The sequence below is a fragment of the Mesorhizobium calcicola genome, assembly GCF_042682105.1.
Classification (GTDB): Bacteria; Pseudomonadota; Alphaproteobacteria; order Rhizobiales; family Rhizobiaceae; genus Mesorhizobium; species Mesorhizobium calcicola.
Genome location: NZ_JBHUGY010000001.1, coordinates 41,582 through 60,776, shown reverse-complemented (window position 1 = coordinate 60,776; position 19,195 = coordinate 41,582). Strand labels below are relative to the sequence as shown.

Genomic DNA, 19,195 nt, shown 5'->3' with positions numbered 1-19,195 from the left:
TCCTAACGACCCAAACCCTCACGGCGGCGAACGAGGGATTGAAGCACTGCCGCCAGCACGATGATCGCGGCAGTCGCGAGCAGCTGCATGGCGGGGGTGATGTTGTTGAGCTGAAGGATGTTGGCGAGCGCGCCGAGCATAATGGTGCCGGCGACGGTGCCGACCATCGAGCCGGCGCCACCGAACAGGCTGGTGCCGCCGATGACCACGGCGGCAATCGCGGTAAGCTCGTAGCCCATGCCGTCATTGGCACTGCCAAAATTGAACTGGCCAGCATGCACTATGCCGGCAAGTGCGGCGGCAAAGCCGGTGATGGCGTAGACCGATATCTTGACCATCGACACCGGCACGCCGGAAATACGCGCCGCGCGCTCGTTGCCGCCGACGGCAAAGACATAGCGGCCGAAACGCGTCGTGTTGAGCACGATCGTGGCGATCGCGGCAAAGACGATGAACACGATCGTCGCCACAGGCACGGTGTTGTTGAACAGCCGCTCACCCAGCACCGCGAACACCGGTGGCGCCAGCCCCGGTCCGTCGCCATAGGAAATGTTGATGTACTGATTGCCCGACACGACCAGCGCCAGTCCGCGCGCCGCCTGCAGGCCAGCGAGCGTCACGATGAACGGCTCGAGCCGGAAGCGGCTGGATATGGTGCCCTGGATGACGCCGAAGGCGATGCCCATGACGAGCACCGCAAGGATGGTGGGGATGAGCCCGAAGCCGCCCGAGATCATCATCGATGCGGTGACGACGCTGGAGAGCCCGAGCACCGCGCCGACAGAAAGGTCGATGCCGGCGGTGATGATGACGAAGGTCATGCCAATGGCGATGATGCCGGTCTCAGACACGGCGCGAACGATATTGGCGATGTTGTCGGGGTTGAGGAACAGGATTTCGCCATGCCGGCGCGGCGAGAAGATGACGCCGCCGATCGCCACGACGACGAGGCCGATCAAGCTCTGGAAGCGCACCACCAAGGCTAGCGGATCGCGATGCACCCGTGCTGCGGCCACCAGGCCGCTTGCCTCCGAAATCTTCTGCTCAGACATCAGGCCTCCCTGCCATTTGCCGCGTTAAGCACTGTGTGCTCGTCGACGCCGCCGATGAATTCCGCCACGTTGCGCCCTTGGCGCAGCACCACGATGCGGTCGCACAGGCCGATCAGCTCCGGCATCTCGCTGGAAGCGACCAGAATGCCGAGGCCCTGAGCCGCCAGTTGCCGCAGCCGCGTGTAGATCTCACCCTTGGCGCCGACATCGACGCCGCGCGTCGGTTCGTCGAGCAGCAGCAGCCGGGGATTGCCGAGGATCTCCTTGGCGAGCACCACCTTTTGCTGATTGCCGCCCGAAAGCGCGCCGACCGCGATGTCGGGGTTTTTCGGCCTGATATCGAACTGGCCGAAGGACTGCTTCACCGCGTCCGCCTGCCGGCGCGCCGACATCAGCCCGAAGGGTGAGATGCGCCGGATCACCGACATGACAAGATTGAGGCTCACCGCCATCCTCAGCATCAGGCCGCTGCCGCGCCGATCGTCGGTGACGAAGGCGATGCCGGCGTCGCGTGCGGCCTTGATCGAATCGAGCTTCACCTGGCGGCCGTCGACCGCGACATCACCCTCCCAGCGACCTGCAAGGCCGGTCCCGTAGAGCGCGCTCAAGAGCTCGGTACGCCCTGCCCCCATGATGCCGGCCAGCCCGACGATCTCACCCGCCTTGACGTCGAGTGAGATGCCTGTCGGCGGCTGCCATCCAGCGCTTTCATGGGCGAGCCTGAAGCTCGCATTGCGCAGGCTGAGCAGCGTCTTGCCAGCCTCCCTGGTGCGTTCGGGATAAAGCTCATTCAGCGGTCGCCCGACCAGAAGGCGCACCAGCTTCGCCTGCGGAGCATGCGGCTCGGTGACGCCGGCGACGCGACCGTCGCGCATCACCGTAACCCGGTCGGCGATCTGCGGCACCTCTTCCAGGCGATGCGAGATATAGACGATGCCGACGCCGCTGGCGGCGAGCTTGCGCATGATGTCGAACAGCCTTTCGACCTCGCCCACCGTCAGTGCCGCCGTCGGCTCGTCCATGATCAGCACGCGCGAGGCGTAGGACAGCGCCTTGACGATCGCCACGACCTGGCGCTGGCCGATCGACAGGTTCGCCACCATGCTGGCGGGATCGATGGCAAGCTCTATGGCTTCGAGCCGCTTGCGGGCCTCGCTGCGCATCGCCGGCACGTCGAGGAAGCCGCCCGGCCGCATCAGTTCGCGGCCGAGGAAGAGGTTGGCCGCCACGTCGAGCGTCGGCACCAGGTCGAGCTCCTGGAAAATGGTGGCGATGCCGGCCGCCTGCGCTTCACGCGGGTTGTTGAAGCGCACTGGCTTGCCGTCGATCTGGATGGTGCCCTCGTCTGGCGCATAGACACCCGACAACAGGTTCATGAGGGTCGACTTGCCAGCGCCGTTTTCACCGAGCAGCGCGTGGATCTCGCCGGGATTGAGGTCGAAATCGACACGACGCAGCGCCTGGACGCCGCCAAAGCGCTTGACCGCGCCGGTGACCGACAGCAGCGGCGCACTCATGCCGGCCTCGCGCAGGATTGACGGACCTGCAGCGTGGCCCGCAGCCGCACCGCCTGCGGCTCCAAACCGGTGGATGCGATGCGGGCGCAGAGCAAGGCAGCCGCCTGTCGTCCGATCTCGGTACAGGGCTGCGCGACAAGCGTCAGGCGCGGCTCGAAGCAGTCTGCCCATTCGAAATCGTCGAAGCCGGCAAGCGAAAGGTCCGCCGGTATCGAAAGGCCTCGTTCGCGGATCGCCCGCACTGCTCCGATCGTCGTCATGTTGTTGCCGGTGACCAATGCCGTAGGCGGCGAAGGCAATGACAGGATGGCGTGGGTCGATGCCGTTGCGCTCGCCGTGTCGACGTTGTCCGGCGAGACATAGTGCGGCAGGCACTCAAGTCCATTGGCTGCCAGCGACAGGCGAAAAGCGTCGATGCGTTCGCGCGTCGTCGCCAGATCCGGCTGGCCGGCGATGTAGCCGATGCGTTTGTGGCCGAAGGAGGCGACGTGATCGATCAGCGCGCGCATCGACGACTGGTTCTCGACGCCGATCTGGTCGAAGCGGTCGTCGGCGAAGCGGTCGATGAGCACGCAGGGCAGCTTCTTCTCCGCCAGATAGTCAATGGCCCGCTGCGGCGCGCCCGACGGCGCCAGGATGACGCCGTCGACCCGCCGCTGATGGAAGGCGCGCACCACCGAAAGCTCGCGGTCGGGATCCTCCTGCGTGTCAGAGAGGAAGACCATGAGGCCAAGGCGCGCGCATTCAGCCTCCACCGCGCAGATAATGTCGGTGAAATAGGGGTTGGAGATCGCCGAGATCGCCAGGCCCACGCTGTTGGTCGAGGCCACTTTCAACGACCGCGCCAGCTCGTTGGGCTGATAGCCCATGGCGGCGATCGCATCATTGATGAGCTTTGCCTTCTGCGGCGAGACAAAGCGGGTGTGGTTTATAACATGCGAAACGGTCGAAACCGACACGCCGGCGCGGCGCGCGACCTCAGCCATTGTCGGCATGGTGACTCAAACGGAGTGCTGGCAAGCGCTCCTCCCTGATGATGCGTTCCAGTCCGCTCTCATTGGTCTCGGCGGATTTTGGGAAACCATAGTGCCATCGAAACGTTTGCGCAATCGCTTCGATGGCCATCTCCGCCAAATATCGTCGCTTATGAAAGATGGCCACCTTGCTGGATCCGCCAACTGCCTTCGTTCCGATTTGCGCTCAGCGCAATTTCGATCAAACTGACCGCACCGGGAGGCGACAACATGATCCGGCCAACGCGAGGAGAAAAATGAACCCGACCGAGAAAGCGCTGTGGTTCGTCGAGAGCCATCTGCCGGAGGCGGTCTCGCTCGACGATGTGGCGCAAAGCAGCGGCGTGTCGCGCTTTCAGGTAACGCGGGCTTTCGGCGCCGCAACCGGCCGCTCGGTGATGGGCTACATGCGCTCACGCCGGCTGACCGAGGCGGCGCGCAAGCTGGCTGGCGGGGCGCCCGACATCCTGTCGCTCGCGCTCGAGGCCGGCTACAATTCGCATGAGGCGTTCACCCGCGCCTTCCGCGACCAGTTCGGCACCACGCCGGAACTGGTGCGCGCGCAAGGCACGCTCGACAACCTCGATCTCGTGGAGCCGATCCTGATGGACCAGTCCTTTCTTGCCAACCTCGAACCACCGCGCTTCGAGACCAGCCGGCCGTTCCTGATCGCCGGCCTCGGCGAACGCTACAGCTGCGAAACCAGCGCCGCCATCCCGATGCAGTGGCAGCGCTTCGGCCCCTATATCGGCAACATTCCGGGCGAGACGGGCGACGTCGCCTACGGCGTCTGCGTCAACGGCGACGATGCCGGCAATTTCGACTACATTGCCGGTGTCGAGGTGACCGACTTTTCAGGCCTTCCCAAGGAATTTAGCCGCGTGCGGGTGCCGGCGCAGAAATATGCCGTCTTTGCCCACCGCGAGCACATCTCGACCATCCGACGGACCGTCAACACGATCTGGAACAAGTGGCTGCCGGCATCCGGTCACGAGATATCAGACGCTCCCGAATTCGAGCGTTATGGCCCCGAATTCGATCCGCGAAGCGGCAATGGCGGGCTGGAGATCTGGATACCGGTGAAGGCGTAATCGGGATCACGCCATCGGCAGCGCAGGCCAGCGATCGGTGATCCTGCCGCCGGAAAACACCGCGATCGACCCGAACTGCTGCAGCACGGCCTCGCTCTGCGTCGGGCGCAGGAAGGCGTAGTCGCCGGGCTTCGCGGTCGCATCTGCCGGCAGGCCCATGAATTGCTGGTTCGAGGAGAACCCAAGCAGGCCGTTCGCCTTCATGCCTTGGGGAAATACCGGCTCGGCCATCCACTTGCCGCCGTAGAGATAGCAGCCCTTGCGCGGAAAGCGGCCGAGCGCCCGCAGCAGGCGGGTGACGGCCGGCGGGCCGGGCAGCATCGGCTCGACCACTTTCAGGATCGACGTGGCGATAAAGGCCGCTGGCTGGAAGCCATCAAGGCCGGGCGTATCGAAATCGCTCGGCAGCACAAAGGCCGAGCCCATCGACACATCGTTGGCGGCGCTGCCATGATGAAGCAGCGCGGTCTTGCTGCCGCCGATGTTGAGGATACGCCGCTGGTCGGCACCGAGGCACGCGACGAAGGCGGCAGCCCGTTCCGAGGCTTGTCCCAGCGCCTTTACCGGCCCGCCGAACAGGCCGGGAATGTGCGGCGCATGCGCCTCGTAGGCCATGACGCCTTCGCAGCGCAGCCGCTTATGAGCCGGCAAAATACCCAATGCCTGCGACAAGGCCTCCGGGCTGGCAAACCCGCCGCGATGCAGCCCGACATCGATCTCGAAGGCGATGCGCAACTCGATGTCGAGTTCGTCCGCAAGCACGCCATACTCGGCCAGCCTCTCCTTCGTATCGATCAGCCAGCAGACACGCGACCACCCGGCATCACCTTTCGCCAGTACAGCCCTTGCCGCCCCGATCGGCATCGGCTTGCCATACAGCATGTCGGCGTCGGGAAACGCTTTCAGCACGGCTTGCGTGATCGGCGGATGGAAAGTCATGAAGCGATTGCCGCCGAGCGCCTTGGCGATGTGCGACAGCAGCGGCAGGCAGGCGAGCGACTTGTCGACCAAGCGTACCGCAAGGCCGGGATCAAGCCTCTCTTTCACCAGGACAATGTTGCGGTCCAGCCGGTCGCGATCGAGCAGCAGGCAGGGCTGGAAGATACCGGCGTCCTTCAACGCGTCCGACAGAGCGGCGAAATAGGCGCTCATCGTTCGATGCCGAACAGGCCGGCCATGTAAGGCGAGACGAAGCGGTTCTGCGGATCGATGTCGCGGCGCACCGCCATGGCGTCGTCCCAGCGCGGATAGAGCTTTTTCAAATCCGCCGCCTGCAGGCTGTGCATCTTGCCCCAATGCGGCCTGCCGCCATATCTGCGGAAGATCGGCTCGGCCGCCCGCATGAACGGCAACGGATCGTTTGCCGCGTCATGGTGGATGGCGATCGAGCAGGTCAGCCTGTTGTAGAATGGCGAAAGCCAGAACCGGTCCGGGGCGACCGAGCGCACCTCCATCGGGAAATAGACCTCGGGAAAGCGCTTCTCGGTCAGTTCGATGATTTCGACCAGCGCCTTCGGCCCCTCCTCGAACGGCAGGTGATATTCCATCTCGTTGAATTTGGTCTGCCGGTCGCTGGCATAGACGTTGAGCCAGTCCTGCACATAATCCTCGGCCGGCACTTTCGCGACGGCGTCGCGGATCAGCCTGCGGCGGAGCGCCGGCAGCCAGGCGAGCCCGGCACGCAACCGGCGCAGCGTCCTCAATCCTGCCTCGTCCTCTTCTGGTGGTCGCGGGGTCGGTGTTGCTGTGCTGAAGTCGCTGGCGATGAACTGCGCGTAGCCGGAAAACGGAATGTAGTAGAATTCGGCCGAGCGATGCGCGGCCATCATCGTTTCGAAATCGCGCAGCATGTCGGCGATCGGCAGCACCCATTTGCGGCGGCGCAACCGGTAGGTCGCAATGTTGTTCATCGTCACTTCGCTCAGAACGCCGAAGGCGCCAAGCGCGACGCCGATGGCATGCATCATCTCCTGATCCCCTGCCCGCTTGAAGTCGCGGAGTTTGCCAAGCCCGTCGACGATCTGCACCGTTTCAAGCTGCGTGTGGTAGGCGCCGAGCGTCGGTCCCGAGCCGTGGGTGGCGGTGCCGAGCGCGCCACCGATCGCCTGGCGGTCGATGTCGCCCATATTGGGCAAGCCCTGGCCGATGCCTTGCAGGATGTGCATCAGCGAGCCGAGCCGGGTCCCTGCCCGTACGCGCGCCTGATGTTTTTCGGCGTCGTGCGAGACCAGCCCTTCCAGTCTCTCCAGGGACAGGATCGTGCCCTCGGATTTCACCAGCGGCGTAAAGGAATGACCGGCGCCGACGACGCGGACCGGGCCAGGTGCGGTGCGAACGAGATCCCCGAGTTCGCCGGCATCGGTAGGAGTGGCGATCAGCTTCGGCTCGGCGCTTACATAGCCCGACCAGTTGCTCCAGGATTTCGACATGTTGTCCTCCGCTCAGGCGACGGCGCGGCGACGCCGCGACACGAGGATGAACAGGCCGAGCAACGCGACACTGGCAGCGGCGCTGGCGGCGGCAAATTCCGGCACCGGGCGAAAATCCTTGCCGTCGATGAGCAGCGACGCCGCGATCGGCCCGATCGCCAGGCCAAAAAGCTGCGCGGCCGGCACCAGCAGCACGGCGGTGCGCGTCTCGTCGGCGGTGATCGCCAACCGGATCTGGTAGGGCACGATGAACAAGAGAATGAAGCCCATGACCAAGGCGGCGACCCAGAATGTCGCAAGACTCGGTCCGCTGGCGAGAACCAGGGAGCTGACGAGCGCGACGGCGCCGATCGCCGCGATGGCAGTGCGGTAGTCGATGCGCGCCTCGAACACGGTCGCCGTCATCGCGCCCAGGACCTGCACCGCGAGGCTGGCCGAGACGATCAGGCCGACGGTGCGGCCATCGATGCCGAATTGTGCGCCAAGCGGCTCCAGAAAGGCCCAGACCGCACCGAAGAACATGAAGTAGCAGAAGACCGACAGCAGCGCGGTGGTCGAAGGAACCGTCAGCACATTGGCCAGATCCTCTTCCTTCGGCAGGTCGGCATAGTCACCGGGGACGATGAAGGCGACCGCCAGCGACGCGATGCAAACAACGGCAAGAACGATGAAGCCGCCTGCCGATCCGGCCGCCGGGATGACATAGAGCGCCAGCAGCAGCGCAAGCGCGCACTGCGCCAGGGTCTGCATGGTGACGAAATAGCCGCCGATGCGCTCGGCGCGGCGGGAGCGAGCGATGAGTTCGGTGGCGACCGCCACAAGGCCGCCCTCCGCGAGGCCGGCCAGGGCGCGCGCGGCAATCAGCGTGTTGGCACTTGCCGTGTAGGCCGTCCATACATTCGCCAGCGCCAGCAGGAGCAGGAGGACCGCACTTTTCCAGCGCATGTTGTGGGCCGAAAGCAGCATCGCCACGATTGCCGAACCGATGGCAATGGCGATCATCTCGGCGGTGGCGACCAGCGCCAGTTCATCGCCGCTGACATGACCCTCGGTGTAAAGGGCGCCGAGCAGCACCGGCTGCAGGCCAAGGATGAGCAGACCGACCGAACCGATCCATAGGGCCGACGCGAGCTGTCCGCCGGTCGGATTGCCGACCAGCCAGTCGCCATTGCCAGTGTGCCCGGCATTTGTCGAAGTCAAAGGCGCCTCCCAACGTCCTTGCCGCGCGGCAAAAAAACTGACAACCTGTCAGCATTTCAGAAACTGATACTTGATCATATTTTTTGTCAACCGGAGTTTGGGAAACTCCTGCGAAAGATCGGTGCATGACGGAAGCAAGGCGAACAGCCACCGAACCCAGGCGCAAGCCCAAGCAGGAGCGCAGCCGCGAGCGCATCGACGCCATCCTGTCGACCACCATGCGGCTGATCGGTGAGAAGGGCATCGACGCCGTCACCATGAAAGAGGTCGGCATGCTGGCGGGCGGACCAATCGCCACCGTCTATCACTACTTCCCCAACAAGTCGGCGATCCTGGCGATGCTCTATGAGCGCTTCTCCGAGGTCAGCCGGGCCCGACTGACAGCGATCATCACCGACGTCCGCGAGGCCAAGGATGTGATCGTGGCTGCCGACCGGCTGCTTGACGACTATCACAGCCGCGTCGCCGGCGATCCGGCCATCCAGGATCTGCAGAACGCCATCCAGGCCGACAAGGCGCTCAAGAATCTCGACATCGCCGAGACCCGGCATCAAGCCAAAATGTTCTGCGACCATGTCATCGCCCTGCTCGAACCCGAGAAGCGCGAGCAGTTCGAACGCATCGTTCTGCTGATCTTCCAGCTAGCCGGTGGTGTGGTGCGCCTGGCGCTTGCCGAGGGCGAAGCGGAAAGTCGGCAAACCATCGAGGATTACCGGTCGATCATCCACACCCAACTGCGGCTCTTTCTCTAAGCTCCGCTCGCTTCGCCATCGCGTCGTCTGCTTGGGTTTCATTGTTTGCCGCAGGTTCTTGCCGCAAAACCGGGGAACACTTTTTTGCGGAACCTGTTCAGCGGTCGCGGCGACACTGCCCCATGCGAATTTCACGCGTTTGCGCAGCGTGTCGCGCCTTGACTCTGGCAGACCAGCGGCCTATTTCAGCGCCACGTTAGCACTCGCCATTGGTGAGTGCTAACCATATGTCCGGCGCCGCCGGACGGAGGAACTGTTCTCACCGTTCTCATCGAGGAAGAAAAAATGGCAAAGTCGAAGTTCCGCCCGCTTCATGACCGCGTGGTCGTTCGCCGGGTCGAATCCGAATCCAAGACCGCCGGCGGGATCATCATCCCCGATACGGCAAAGGAAAAGCCGCAGGAAGGCGAGATCATCGCTGTCGGTTCCGGCGCTCGTGACGAAGCCGGCAAGCTCGTCCCGCTGGACGTCAAGGCCGGCGACCGCATCCTGTTCGGCAAGTGGTCGGGCACCGAAGTCAAGCTCAATGGCGAAGACCTTCTGATCATGAAGGAATCCGACATCATGGGCATCATCGGCTGATATCAGCACCTTCCGTCAACTGAATTCCCGGGCTCAATCCAGGCCCCTGCCAGGAGTTAAAAATGGCTGCCAAAGACGTAAAATTCTCCCGTGATGCTCGTGAGCGCATGCTGCGCGGCGTCAACATCCTCGCCGACGCGGTGAAGGTCACTCTCGGCCCCAAGGGCCGCAACGTCGTCATCGACAAGTCGTTCGGCGCCCCGCGCATCACCAAGGACGGCGTCACCGTCGCCAAGGAAATCGAGCTTGAGGACAAGTTCGAAAACATGGGCGCGCAGATGGTCCGCGAAGTTGCTTCGAAGACCAACGATATCGCCGGCGACGGCACCACGACTGCGACCGTTCTGGCGCAGTCGATCGTCCAGGAAGGCCACAAGTCGGTTGCCGCCGGCATGAACCCGATGGACCTGAAGCGCGGCATCGATCTGGCCGTGACCGAAGTCGTCGCGGCGCTCGGCAAGGCTGCCAAGAAGATCAAGACCTCCGAGGAAGTTGCCCAGGTCGGCACGATCTCGGCTAATGGCGACGAGTCGGTCGGCAAGATGATCGCGGAAGCGATGCAGAAGGTCGGCAACGAGGGCGTCATCACGGTTGAGGAAGCCAAGACCGCCGAGACCGAACTCGAAGTCGTCGAAGGCATGCAGTTCGACCGCGGCTACCTCAGCCCCTACTTCGTCACCAACGCCGACAAGATGGTTGCCGAGCTCGAGGACGTCTACATCCTTCTGCACGAGAAGAAGCTCTCCAACCTTCAGGCCATGCTGCCGGTTCTCGAAGCCGTCGTGCAGACCTCGAAGCCGCTGCTCATCATCTCGGAAGACGTCGAAGGCGAGGCTCTGGCCACGCTGGTCGTCAACAAGCTGCGTGGCGGCCTGAAGATCGCCGCCGTCAAAGCGCCGGGCTTCGGTGATCGCCGCAAGGCCATGCTGGAAGACATCGCCATCCTCACCGGTGGCCAGGTCATCTCGGAAGACCTCGGCATCAAGCTCGAGAACGTCGGCCTCAACATGCTCGGCCGCGCCAAGAAGGTGTCGATCTCCAAGGAGAACACCACCATCGTCGACGGCGCCGGCAAGAAGGCCGAGATCCAGGGCCGCGTCGCCCAGATCAAGCAGCAGATCGAAGAGACCACCTCGGACTATGACAAGGAGAAGCTGCAGGAACGTCTCGCCAAGCTCGCGGGCGGCGTTGCGGTGATCCGCGTCGGCGGTGCGACGGAAGTCGAAGTCAAGGAAAAGAAGGACCGCGTCGATGACGCCCTCAACGCGACCCGCGCGGCCGTGGAAGAAGGCATCGTTGCAGGCGGCGGCGTTGCCCTGCTGCGTGCTTCGGCCAACATCAAGGCCACCGGCGCCAATGCCGACCAGGCTGCTGGCATCAACATCGTTCGTCGTGCGCTGCAGGCTCCGGCCCGCCAGATCGCGGCCAACGCCGGTGCGGAAGCATCGATCGTTGCCGGCAAGATCCTCGAGAACAAGGGCGCGACGTTCGGCTACAACGCCCAGACCGGCGAATATGGCGACATGATCGCCATGGGTATCGTCGACCCGGTCAAGGTCGTGCGCACGGCTCTCCAGGATGCGGCCTCGGTCGCCGGCCTGCTGGTCACCACCGAAGCCATGATCGCGGAGGCTCCGAAGAAGGAGTCGGCTGGCGGCGGCATGCCTGGCGGCATGGGCGGCGGCGGCATGGGCGGAATGGGTGGAATGGATTTCTGATCCAGCCAATCTGGCTAAGCTTACGGAAAGGGCGCCGAAAGGCGCCCTTTTTGTTTGCGTGGAACGTTGCCCCCCGCGTTCGATCGGCCTCAGACGGCAGCATCCGTGCGTTGCCGTGCCTCCGCAACCAGCACCGCGCCTTCAATCAGTGCCGCGACCTCGTCGGCGACCGCCTGTAACGGAGCGCGGTCGCGAGTGGCGCGCGCGATCACCATCAGCCCTTCAAGCGACGATTCGACCAGCAGCGCCAGAGCATGTGCACGGCGCTCGGGCACCCCCGCCCTGGCGAAAGCCTGTTGCAGGAGGCCGATCCATTGCTCGAAGGCCGACCGGCACAATTCGGCCAGTTCCGGCACATCGGCCGGTGAATCCAGCACCACGGGTGCGATCGGGCAGCCGAGCGTGAACTGGTTCTCCTCGAGCATATGTCCGACCGCCTGGTAGATATGGTGGACGGCCACCGCCGGATCCCGCTCGGCGGCCAGTACCTCGCCCAGCCTTTGCGTCACCTTGTCGACGCTGTCACGCGTCACCTCGACGACCAGCTGGTCCTTGCCGCCGGGAAAATGGAAGTAGAGCGAGCCGCGCGGCGCGCCGCTGGCGTTCAATATGTCGTTGAGCGAGGTGCCATGATAGCCGCGCTGCCTGAGCAGCAGCGCCGTCGTCTCGAGTATGCGGGTGCGGGTGTCGTTGGCCATGTCAACCTCTGTCAGCAGCAATCATTATAGGCCTTGCATCAAATATGACAATCGGTCTACATAATATGTAGATCAGTCTACATACCTGAGGAAGCCGACATGCACAGCTACCGCCTTGAAGGGTCCGGCGGGACCGAATGCCTGGTGATGCGCGACGAGGCGCAACCGGAGCCGAACCCGCATGAGATCGTCGTGCGCGTTCGTGCCACCTCGCTCAACCGGCGCGACACGATGATCCTCAACGGCACCTATCCGCTGACGCCGCGCCAGGGCATCGTTCCCCTGAGCGACGGGGCTGGTGAGATTGTCGCCATCGGCGATGCCGTCACCCGCTTTGCCGTTGGCGATCGCGTGACCGGCAGCTATTTCGCCCGCTGGATCGACGGCCGCATCAACGCCGGGCTCATCGACCAGCTCGGCTGCACGCTGGACGGAATGCTGGCCGAATATGCCGTTCTCGACGAACAATGGGCGGTGCGCTTGCCAGATCATCTAGACTGGCATGAGGCGGCAACGCTGACCTGCGCCGGCCTGACTGCCTGGAATGCGGTGACGGGCGCCGGAATTCCGAAGCCTGGCCAATGGGTTCTGGTCATCGGTTCGGGTGGCGTCTCGCTGTTTGCGCTGCAGTTCGCCAAGCTGCTCGGTTGCCGCGTCGTTGCCGTCACCTCACGTGGCGAGAAGGCCGACAGGCTGCGCGCGCTGGGCGCCGACCTTGTGATCTCGACATCGGAGATGCCCGAATGGGGTGCGCCTGTCCGCGACCAGACCGGCGGCATCGACCTCGTTGTCGAAACCGGTGGCCCGGCGACTTTCGCGCAGTCGCTGATCGCCAGCACTCTGTACGGGCACATCGTGCTGCTGACGCTGCAGGACCAGCAGGGCAGGTCAATCGAGATGCCTGCTGCGCTCTACCAGCGCAGCCTCGCCACCATCAGCCGCCTTTTCGTCGGCAGCCGGACCAACCTCGAAGCCATGCTGCGCGCTGTCTCACAGCACCGGCTGCGGCCCGTTATCGACAAGGTCTTTGCCTTCACCGAAGCCGGCGCTGCGTACCGCTATTTCCAGCAGGGCGACGTCTTCGGGAAAGTGGTCGTCGACGGCGCCTGACCTGCCGATTTCTCACAATCAATGGAGAGCAGACAATGACAATTCGTCAAGCTTCGGCCGAGTGGCAAGGCACGCTAAGGGAAGGTTCAGGCCGGCTACGGCTCGGCAGCGGCGTGTTCGAAAGCGCCTATTGCTTCCCGTCGCGTTTTGAAAACGGTCCGGGCACGAACCCGGAGGAACTGATTGCGGCGGCACATGCCGGCTGCTTCTCGATGGCTTTGAGCGCCATACTGGGCAGAGCCAATCACATCCCGGCAAACATCAGCACCACCGCCAAGGTGCATCTCGGCGCAAGCGCTGCCGGGCCGACGATCACCCGCATCGAAATTGAGACGCACGCCGAGATCCCGGGCCTTGCCCCGGCTGAATTCCAGGACCTTGCAGAAACGGCGAAAGCGACATGCCCTGTCTCGCGCGCCCTGGCCGGCGTCGCAACCATCACGCTCAAAGCCGAGCTCGTCGCGACCGCCGCCGCGCAACAATGAAATCAGGAGGATGAGATGAAACAGGACAGCATCGTGACCCTTCATCCAGACGAACACTCCAGGCAGACAGCCGAAATCATGCAGCGCTTCAACGACGTGTTCCAGTTGCACGATCCGTCGGCACTCCCCGGCCTGGTCGCCGAGCACTGCGTGATCGAAAACACCGTCCCGGCACCGGACGGCGCCCGTCATGCCGGCCGGGAAGCATGCGTCCAGCTGTGGTCGGCGATCGCCACCCAGGCCGGCACGCGTTTCGACCTCGAGGAGACATTCGTCGCGGGCGAACGCGCAACCATCCGTTGGCGCTACTGGCTCGCCGACGGCAACTCCATCCGCGGCGTCAATCTCATGCGCGTCGAGGACGGGCTGATCGTCGAAGCGATGGGATACGTCAAGGGATAGTCGGCCTTGGCCGCTCGCCGCTAACGGTCTGCCAACGCCAGTTTTGCGCCGAGCATGACGAAGGCGCCGGCGAAGGTCCGGCGCATCCAGGTCAGCACCATCGGCCGCGACACGACATGGCTGCGGATCGAGGCGGCGAAGATGCCGTAGCCGACGAAAACCACGAAGGTCAAAAGCATGAAGACGGAGCTGAGCTCCAGCATCTTCGACAGCGCATTGGGTTCGGTGGTGCTGACGAATTGCGGCAGGAAGGCGAAGAAGAAGATCGACAGTTTCGGATTGAGCACGTTGACGAGGATGCCGGTGGCAATCACCTTGCGGGCAGAGCGCGGCGTCACATCCTGCTCGACGCTCAGGCCACCCTTCTCCTTCAGCGTGTTCCAGGCCATGTAGAGCAGATAGGCGACGCCGAGATATTTCAGGGTCTCGAAGGCAACCGCGCTGGTGTGCAGCAGCGCCGCAAGGCCGGTGATGGCCGCCGCCATATGCGGAATGATGCCCAGCGTACAGCCGAAGGCGGCGATAATCGAGGCGCGTGCGCCGCGCGAAAGGCCGGCGCTCAGCGTGTAAAGAACGCCGGTGCCGGGCGAAGCCACGACGATCAGCGACGTCAACAGAAATTCGATGCTCACGATGGTTTCCTCCGGCGCGCCCTACCCTGCGACGAAGGTATCGGGCTGTGGGTCGGCGCACAAGCGGCGGCGACTGGCGCAATCTCCCCTCGTGGGGGAGATCGGCGGTTACACCGGCAATCCGTGCGCCCGGCGCGCCATCAGGCAATCGTCGTCGCCAGGCATGCAGGCGCGGCAGACGTCCGGGCGGACTTCATAGATGCCGCAAGCGGTCGACTTGCCGATCTCGCCGCTGAGGGCCGAGCAGCGCACGCCTTCGCAGCGCATGCCGGACAGATTGGCCGCTACATATTTTGCCGGGATGCGATCGAGCTGCGCGTCATCCTCGGTGGAAAAGCGCGGCCACTCCGCCGAATAGGAACAGCAGGCACCGCAGCTCTGGCAGTCGAAGACAGGAGCGGTGCCGTGTTGCGACGACGAAAGGCTTGCATCGGCCACCAGCGCGAGCAGCCCCGGCGCGGCAGGGTTGTGATCGGCGTCTTGCGGCAAGGCGCTATTTCTTCTTGCCTGTCTTGCCCTTTGGCGCATCGACCGGCGACTTGAACAGATCGGTCGCAGCTTCGTCGGCTTTCGGCGCGGCCGGCTTGCCCGGTTTTGCAGCGGCAGCTGGCGTTGCAGGCTGGTCCTTGGCGGAGAATTTTATGGCCATTTCAGTCCTCGTCGGCGAAGCGCGATGATGGTGCGCGCGGATTGCGCAAGCGGCCGATCAGCGCCGAAACCGCCGTGATGTTCATTTCCTCGGGCGACCAGTTCTTCACCGCCTCGATGTGGTGGGGCGCCAGTTCGCGATGCGTGCTGCCGCTGTAGGCGGCATCCTGATGGGTCATCCGCTCATGGGTCCTGGCGTCTTCGCGCACATATTCGATCAGGTAGTTCGGGCATTCGGCGCGACCGCGCACACCGAGCCGCACCTGGGCATCGCCATGGGCGCGTTTGCAGCGCTCCAGCTTTTCCAGCACCCGGCGCACATATTCGACCGGCTTGTCGAGACCATCGACCACGTCGACGATCGTCGAGTCGGCGGCGATCAGTTTCGGAGGCACGCGCTTGGTGGCCATCAGCGTCTTCCGGCTCGTTTCGGCAAAGCGGCGAGCGCCGCAGCCGCGGCCATCTCATCGGCCTCCTTCTCCAGGCGCTGTTCGCGCAGTCGGGCGGTCTTGGCTTCCCGCGCCTCGCTGACGGCATCGCGCTCGGACATGATGCGGTTGAGCGACATCGACTGGGTCTGCGTCTTGCTGAACAGGGACACGGCCTGATCAGGAACTGTCTTCGAATTGGCGGTCAAAATCTTTCTCCTGTCAGGAGCCTGGTGCCGATAGGGCGAGACCTGGTCTTCGGTCAGGACCACGCACAAAGCAATACGGCAGCGGATTCAAATTGCTGGAGCGTCCCATAGCACGTTCGGGCCGACGCGCAGTGCACTTTCGGCGGCAAGACGCGCAAAATGAAAAAGGCCAGGCACCGCCTGACCTTCCATGAGAGCGCCGCGCATCCAGTGACATCCGGAAGTATGCGCAGGCAACGCCCTTCTCATACGCATGACATGCCGTGGAAACTCAGGTCTCCGCGGCCATGCGCCCGAATTCGCCACTCACCGGTGCCAGTACATCCGTGGTCACCGGGAGGGCTGAATTCTGTTTTAGGCCGCCTTCAACTGGTCGGCGGACATCTTGCCCGACTTGTTGTCGCGGACCATCTCGTAGCCGAGCTTCTGGCCCTCGACGATGTCGCGCATGCCGGCGCGTTCTACGGCCGAGATGTGGACAAAAACGTCGGCCGAGCCGTCGTCAGGCTGAATAAAACCAAAACCCTTGGTGGCGTTGAACCATTTAACTGTGCCGGTGCTCATGACGAACCCTTTCCATGGCAAATATTCGTTAATCGCGGTGCGAATGCACAACGATTTTTGTCTCGATTTTTGATGGGGAAGTTCGTCAAAGGCGCGCGTGCGTGCGCGGATAACAAAAGTCGGTCAAACAAATATCGACGAGAGGATTGTAGGCTTCTTGCGCCGCCTTGTCAATTCTTGGTCTAATCCGCCCTTGGCTCTCGCGCAAACCGAAGGCTCTGAACCGAACGCCCTTCAAAAAATTTGGACATGCCGGGGAACCATTTCGGAAGATGCGCATTTCATGGTTGTCGTTAGCAGTTCACGAGAGCAATCGAAGGAAAGGCTGACGGCAAAGACGCCCCCCGCACGATAAAAGGTGCGAGGGGCGTTTTCTTTTGGCACCCGAACCTCACATCACGGCGGTCATCATCGGCAGGATCTCGTATCGAAAGCCCAACCCGGATCGAACCGTCGGGTCCGCCTCGGTCAGCGCCCGGACGGCGGCCTCATCGTCGGCACGCACGATACCCAGGCCCCAGGGACCGGCAGGATCCGCGACCGGCCCAAACAGGATGACACCCCCCTCGCCCAACTTGCCACGCAGATAGTCCGAATGCTGCTTCATCAGTGTTTTTTCTGCTTCGGTCAGGGTGAAGGCAAAGTCGGGCCGCGGCGGGATCAGCCGGCAGTGGAACACGCGTTGAGGCTTGCTGCCGGCTTCATCGGTGAGGAAAGCGGCCAGCCAACCGAGCACGCGCTCCCAGCCGGAGCCGTGATCGCGGCATGCGCCTTGGCGGGCGCCAAACCCCTCATGGCGTAAGGTCAGCCGCGTTCCGGCATCGACCGCCTCGAGCATGTAGGTCACGGTGGTGACGTTGTCGCCGTCCCATAGTGCTTTCCACGTCAGCACCAGAAGGTGCGGCGGCTCGACCTTGAGATACTCGCCCTGGACATGAAACTCCCGGCCGTCGGCGCTCCTGCCCTCCGATCGCCACGCGCCACCGGGCCGCACGTCGGCAGCATGTCTCGTCGTCCGGTAAAGTTCGTCCGACCCCCACCAGAGCGGTATCTGGTCGTCCGCCGTCAACGCGCGAAACACCCGCTCGGGCGGCACCGCGATCGTCACCGCGGCGAGAACCGTACCCATCGACACATCGGCGATGGCACGCGGTCCATGGTTGTTGGCCATCATTCATTCTCCAGGTAGGATTTGAGGTTGCCGAGGCTCGCTTGCCAGAAATCGCGATAGGGCAAGATCCAGTCGGCCACGTCCTTCAACTCCGCCGGCTCCAGCCGGTAGAGCCGCTCGCGGCCATACTTTTGTTCGGAGACGACGCGCAGTTCGCGCAGGACCCTGAGATGCTTGGAGATTGCCGGCCGGCTCTGCGAAAAGGCCGAGGCAAGTTCGTTGACCCGCGCCGGTCCCTGCCGCAAGCGGTCGAGGATCGCACGCCGTGTCGGATCGGCAATTGCGCGGAAAACGGAACGGTCAGGGTCAGCCTGCGGCATAATACGTATCCACTTGGTTACGTATTATGCCGAATTGCCGCTCGGGTCAATTCCGCTCGCGGCCGATTCCAGATCGGTGCGGAGCCTGCCTCACTCCAAGCCGAAGCCGCACGCCAGGGTCAGTCCTGTTCGTCCGGACCGGGCTCCGGCCATGTCTCCTTGGCAGCTTCCGCGTACCAATGGCGCATCGCCGGTGTGGCCAGCACCGCATCGACATAAGCACGCGTATCCGGCGCCAGTTCGCCGCCATAGGTGTCGAAACGGGTGACGACCGGTGCATACATGGCGTCGGCCGCAGTGACATGGCCGAACAGGAACGGGCCGCCCTTGCCATGTTTTTCACGGCACTCCCGCCACAGCGCCTCGATGCGCTCCCGCTGCGCCTCGCCTTCGGCGTCGAGCGGCTTGTGGCCTTTCGGTCGGCGCAAATTCATCGGCCAGCCATAGCGGACCTCGCGAAAGCCGGAATGCATCTCGGTCGCCACGGAGCGCGCCAGCGCGCGGGCGCCGAGATCGGCCGGCCAGAGATTTTTCTCGGGAAACAGGTCGGCGAGATATTCAAGGATGGCAAGGGTTTCCCAGACGATCCTGCCATTGTGATTCAAGACCGGCACCAGCCCGGTCGGCGACACTTTTGCCAAATTGGCAGCGGTCTCTGGCGTGCGCAGCCGCACGAAGCCTTCCTCGAACGGGATCTCCAGATGCTTCATCGCCACCCAGGGCCGCAGTGACCACGAGGAGAAGCATTTGTTGCCAATGTAGAGCGTGAATTCAGCCATTTTTCTCCCCGCGCGCACGATTGTCCTGAAGTCCTTTGGCCTGCGCGTCGTCGCAGCCTAGCCTGCCAGCCTTGCCACCGGAAGCGGTTGCACAACTTGATCTGCTTGCGGAAGTGGCTTGGAACCTAAACGACGCCGTCTCGTTAGCCTCCCGCGGATGAATTCCCCGAATTCAAAACTCCCAGGAGATGCGAAATGGTGAACAAGGATCAGGTCGCCGGCGTGGCCAAGCAAATCAAGGGCTCGGTCAAGGAAGCCGCCGGCAAGGCGACCGGCAACAGGCAGACCCAAGCCGAAGGCACGGCCGACAAGATCGCCGGCAAGGTGCAGAAGGCCTATGGCGACGTCAAGGACAAGGTCAAGAAAGCGTTCTGATCCCGACCTTGTATCGCTTT

25 protein-coding genes are annotated in these 19,195 nt (G+C 63.5%); 8 read left to right on the top strand and 17 right to left on the bottom strand.

Annotated elements, in window-relative coordinates:
* Positions 1-2: 2 nt before the first annotated feature.
* From ACFSQT_RS00360 to ACFSQT_RS00345, 4 genes are read right to left on the bottom strand one after another with little or no spacing between them, the layout of a single operon-like run.
* Positions 3-1,052, bottom strand: a complete 1,050-nt coding sequence (locus ACFSQT_RS00360; RefSeq protein WP_379016470.1) for an ABC transporter permease — start codon at positions 1,050-1,052, stop codon at positions 3-5.
* On the bottom strand, positions 1,052-2,569 hold the full coding sequence (locus ACFSQT_RS00355) for a sugar ABC transporter ATP-binding protein (RefSeq protein ID WP_379016468.1): 1,518 nt from the start codon (positions 2,567-2,569) through the stop codon (positions 1,052-1,054). The genes ACFSQT_RS00360 and ACFSQT_RS00355 overlap by 1 nt, the downstream gene beginning before the upstream one ends.
* On the bottom strand, positions 2,566-3,564 hold the full coding sequence (locus ACFSQT_RS00350; RefSeq protein ID WP_379016466.1) for a LacI family DNA-binding transcriptional regulator: 999 nt from the start codon (positions 3,562-3,564) through the stop codon (positions 2,566-2,568). Before ACFSQT_RS00350 ends, ACFSQT_RS00355 begins: the two co-directional genes overlap by 4 nt.
* Positions 3,548-3,694 (bottom strand): hypothetical protein, encoded by a 147-nt coding sequence (locus ACFSQT_RS00345; protein ID WP_379016464.1) that lies wholly within the window; start codon positions 3,692-3,694, stop codon positions 3,548-3,550. Before ACFSQT_RS00345 ends, ACFSQT_RS00350 begins: the two co-directional genes overlap by 17 nt.
* A gap of 145 nt (positions 3,695-3,839) precedes the next feature.
* Between ACFSQT_RS00345 and ACFSQT_RS00340 the strand changes: the two genes are divergently transcribed.
* Positions 3,840-4,673, top strand: a complete 834-nt coding sequence (locus ACFSQT_RS00340) for an AraC family transcriptional regulator (protein WP_379016463.1) — start codon at positions 3,840-3,842, stop codon at positions 4,671-4,673.
* 6 nt (positions 4,674-4,679) lie between these two features.
* Here the strand turns inward: ACFSQT_RS00340 and ACFSQT_RS00335 are convergent, their stop codons facing one another.
* From ACFSQT_RS00335 to ACFSQT_RS00325, 3 genes are read right to left on the bottom strand one after another with little or no spacing between them, the layout of a single operon-like run.
* The gene (locus ACFSQT_RS00335) at positions 4,680-5,825 is read right to left on the bottom strand and encodes an alanine racemase (protein WP_379016461.1); all 1,146 of its coding nucleotides are present in this window, start codon (positions 5,823-5,825) and stop codon (positions 4,680-4,682) included.
* A complete protein-coding gene (locus tag ACFSQT_RS00330) occupies positions 5,822-7,102 on the bottom strand; it encodes a D-arabinono-1,4-lactone oxidase (protein ID WP_379016460.1) in 1,281 nt (426 codons plus the stop codon). Before ACFSQT_RS00330 ends, ACFSQT_RS00335 begins: the two co-directional genes overlap by 4 nt.
* A 12-nt stretch (positions 7,103-7,114) precedes the next feature.
* Complete coding sequence (locus tag ACFSQT_RS00325; RefSeq protein WP_379016459.1) at positions 7,115-8,302, bottom strand: MFS transporter; 1,188 nt, start codon at positions 8,300-8,302, stop codon at positions 7,115-7,117.
* Between the two features lie 125 nt (positions 8,303-8,427).
* On the opposite strand from ACFSQT_RS00325, the gene ACFSQT_RS00320 reads away from it, so the two are divergent.
* The 3 genes from ACFSQT_RS00320 (at position 8,428) to groL (ending at position 11,354) form a co-directional block, all read left to right on the top strand.
* The gene (locus ACFSQT_RS00320) at positions 8,428-9,054 is read left to right on the top strand and encodes a TetR/AcrR family transcriptional regulator (RefSeq protein WP_379016458.1); all 627 of its coding nucleotides are present in this window, start codon (positions 8,428-8,430) and stop codon (positions 9,052-9,054) included.
* A gap of 285 nt (positions 9,055-9,339) precedes the next feature.
* Entirely contained in the window at positions 9,340-9,636 is a 297-nt protein-coding gene (groES, locus tag ACFSQT_RS00315; protein ID WP_006203049.1) for a co-chaperone GroES, read from the top strand.
* Positions 9,637-9,698: 62 nt separating this feature from the next.
* On the top strand, positions 9,699-11,354 hold the full coding sequence (gene groL / locus ACFSQT_RS00310; RefSeq protein WP_095086076.1) for a chaperonin GroEL: 1,656 nt from the start codon (positions 9,699-9,701) through the stop codon (positions 11,352-11,354).
* Positions 11,355-11,443: 89 nt separating this feature from the next.
* Here groL and ACFSQT_RS00305 read toward each other — a convergent pair whose 3' ends face one another.
* The gene (locus tag ACFSQT_RS00305; RefSeq protein WP_379016457.1) at positions 11,444-12,052 is read right to left on the bottom strand and encodes a TetR/AcrR family transcriptional regulator; all 609 of its coding nucleotides are present in this window, start codon (positions 12,050-12,052) and stop codon (positions 11,444-11,446) included.
* A gap of 99 nt (positions 12,053-12,151) precedes the next feature.
* On the opposite strand from ACFSQT_RS00305, the gene ACFSQT_RS00300 reads away from it, so the two are divergent.
* The 3 genes from ACFSQT_RS00300 to ACFSQT_RS00290 are packed head-to-tail and all read left to right on the top strand — an operon-like array spanning position 12,152 to position 14,049.
* Positions 12,152-13,162, top strand: a complete 1,011-nt coding sequence (locus ACFSQT_RS00300; RefSeq protein WP_379016456.1) for a zinc-dependent alcohol dehydrogenase family protein — start codon at positions 12,152-12,154, stop codon at positions 13,160-13,162.
* A 35-nt stretch (positions 13,163-13,197) separates the two neighbouring features.
* Positions 13,198-13,647, top strand: coding sequence for an OsmC family protein (locus ACFSQT_RS00295; RefSeq protein ID WP_379016454.1), 450 nt, complete (start codon positions 13,198-13,200; stop codon positions 13,645-13,647).
* A 15-nt stretch (positions 13,648-13,662) separates the two neighbouring features.
* Positions 13,663-14,049 (top strand): nuclear transport factor 2 family protein, encoded by a 387-nt coding sequence (locus ACFSQT_RS00290; protein ID WP_379016453.1) that lies wholly within the window; start codon positions 13,663-13,665, stop codon positions 14,047-14,049.
* Positions 14,050-14,069: 20 nt separating this feature from the next.
* Here ACFSQT_RS00290 and ACFSQT_RS00285 read toward each other — a convergent pair whose 3' ends face one another.
* The 9 genes from ACFSQT_RS00285 to ACFSQT_RS00245 all read right to left on the bottom strand — a co-directional run bounded on the left by ACFSQT_RS00285 (position 14,070) and on the right by ACFSQT_RS00245 (position 18,800).
* Positions 14,070-14,681: a LysE family translocator gene (locus ACFSQT_RS00285; protein ID WP_352598974.1), complete on the bottom strand. Its 612-nt coding sequence runs from the start codon at positions 14,679-14,681 to the stop codon at positions 14,070-14,072.
* 108 nt (positions 14,682-14,789) lie between these two features.
* Positions 14,790-15,170 carry a YkgJ family cysteine cluster protein gene (locus ACFSQT_RS00280; protein WP_379016452.1) on the bottom strand — a complete coding sequence of 127 codons (381 nt, stop codon included), beginning with the start codon at positions 15,168-15,170 and terminating at the stop codon, positions 14,790-14,792.
* A 4-nt stretch (positions 15,171-15,174) separates the two neighbouring features.
* Positions 15,175-15,330: a hypothetical protein gene (locus ACFSQT_RS00275; RefSeq protein WP_379016451.1), complete on the bottom strand. Its 156-nt coding sequence runs from the start codon at positions 15,328-15,330 to the stop codon at positions 15,175-15,177.
* 1 nt (position 15,331) lies between these two features.
* Positions 15,332-15,739, bottom strand: a complete 408-nt coding sequence (locus tag ACFSQT_RS00270) for a hypothetical protein (RefSeq protein WP_379016450.1) — start codon at positions 15,737-15,739, stop codon at positions 15,332-15,334.
* Entirely contained in the window at positions 15,739-15,966 is a 228-nt protein-coding gene (locus tag ACFSQT_RS00265) for a hypothetical protein (RefSeq protein WP_379016449.1), read from the bottom strand. Before ACFSQT_RS00265 ends, ACFSQT_RS00270 begins: the two co-directional genes overlap by 1 nt.
* Before the next feature lie 354 nt (positions 15,967-16,320).
* Positions 16,321-16,530 carry a cold-shock protein gene (locus ACFSQT_RS00260; RefSeq protein WP_010915421.1) on the bottom strand — a complete coding sequence of 70 codons (210 nt, stop codon included), beginning with the start codon at positions 16,528-16,530 and terminating at the stop codon, positions 16,321-16,323.
* A gap of 391 nt (positions 16,531-16,921) precedes the next feature.
* Complete coding sequence (locus ACFSQT_RS00255; protein WP_379016448.1) at positions 16,922-17,701, bottom strand: SRPBCC domain-containing protein; 780 nt, start codon at positions 17,699-17,701, stop codon at positions 16,922-16,924.
* A complete protein-coding gene (locus tag ACFSQT_RS00250; RefSeq protein ID WP_379016446.1) occupies positions 17,701-18,021 on the bottom strand; it encodes an ArsR/SmtB family transcription factor in 321 nt (106 codons plus the stop codon). The genes ACFSQT_RS00255 and ACFSQT_RS00250 overlap by 1 nt, the downstream gene beginning before the upstream one ends.
* 119 nt (positions 18,022-18,140) lie before the next feature.
* Positions 18,141-18,800: a glutathione S-transferase family protein gene (locus ACFSQT_RS00245; RefSeq protein WP_379016445.1), complete on the bottom strand. Its 660-nt coding sequence runs from the start codon at positions 18,798-18,800 to the stop codon at positions 18,141-18,143.
* Between the two features lie 195 nt (positions 18,801-18,995).
* Here ACFSQT_RS00245 and ACFSQT_RS00240 point away from each other — a divergent pair, with 195 nt between their 5' ends.
* A complete protein-coding gene (locus ACFSQT_RS00240) occupies positions 18,996-19,175 on the top strand; it encodes a CsbD family protein (RefSeq protein ID WP_379016444.1) in 180 nt (59 codons plus the stop codon).
* The last annotated feature ends 20 nt before the right edge of the window (positions 19,176-19,195 follow it).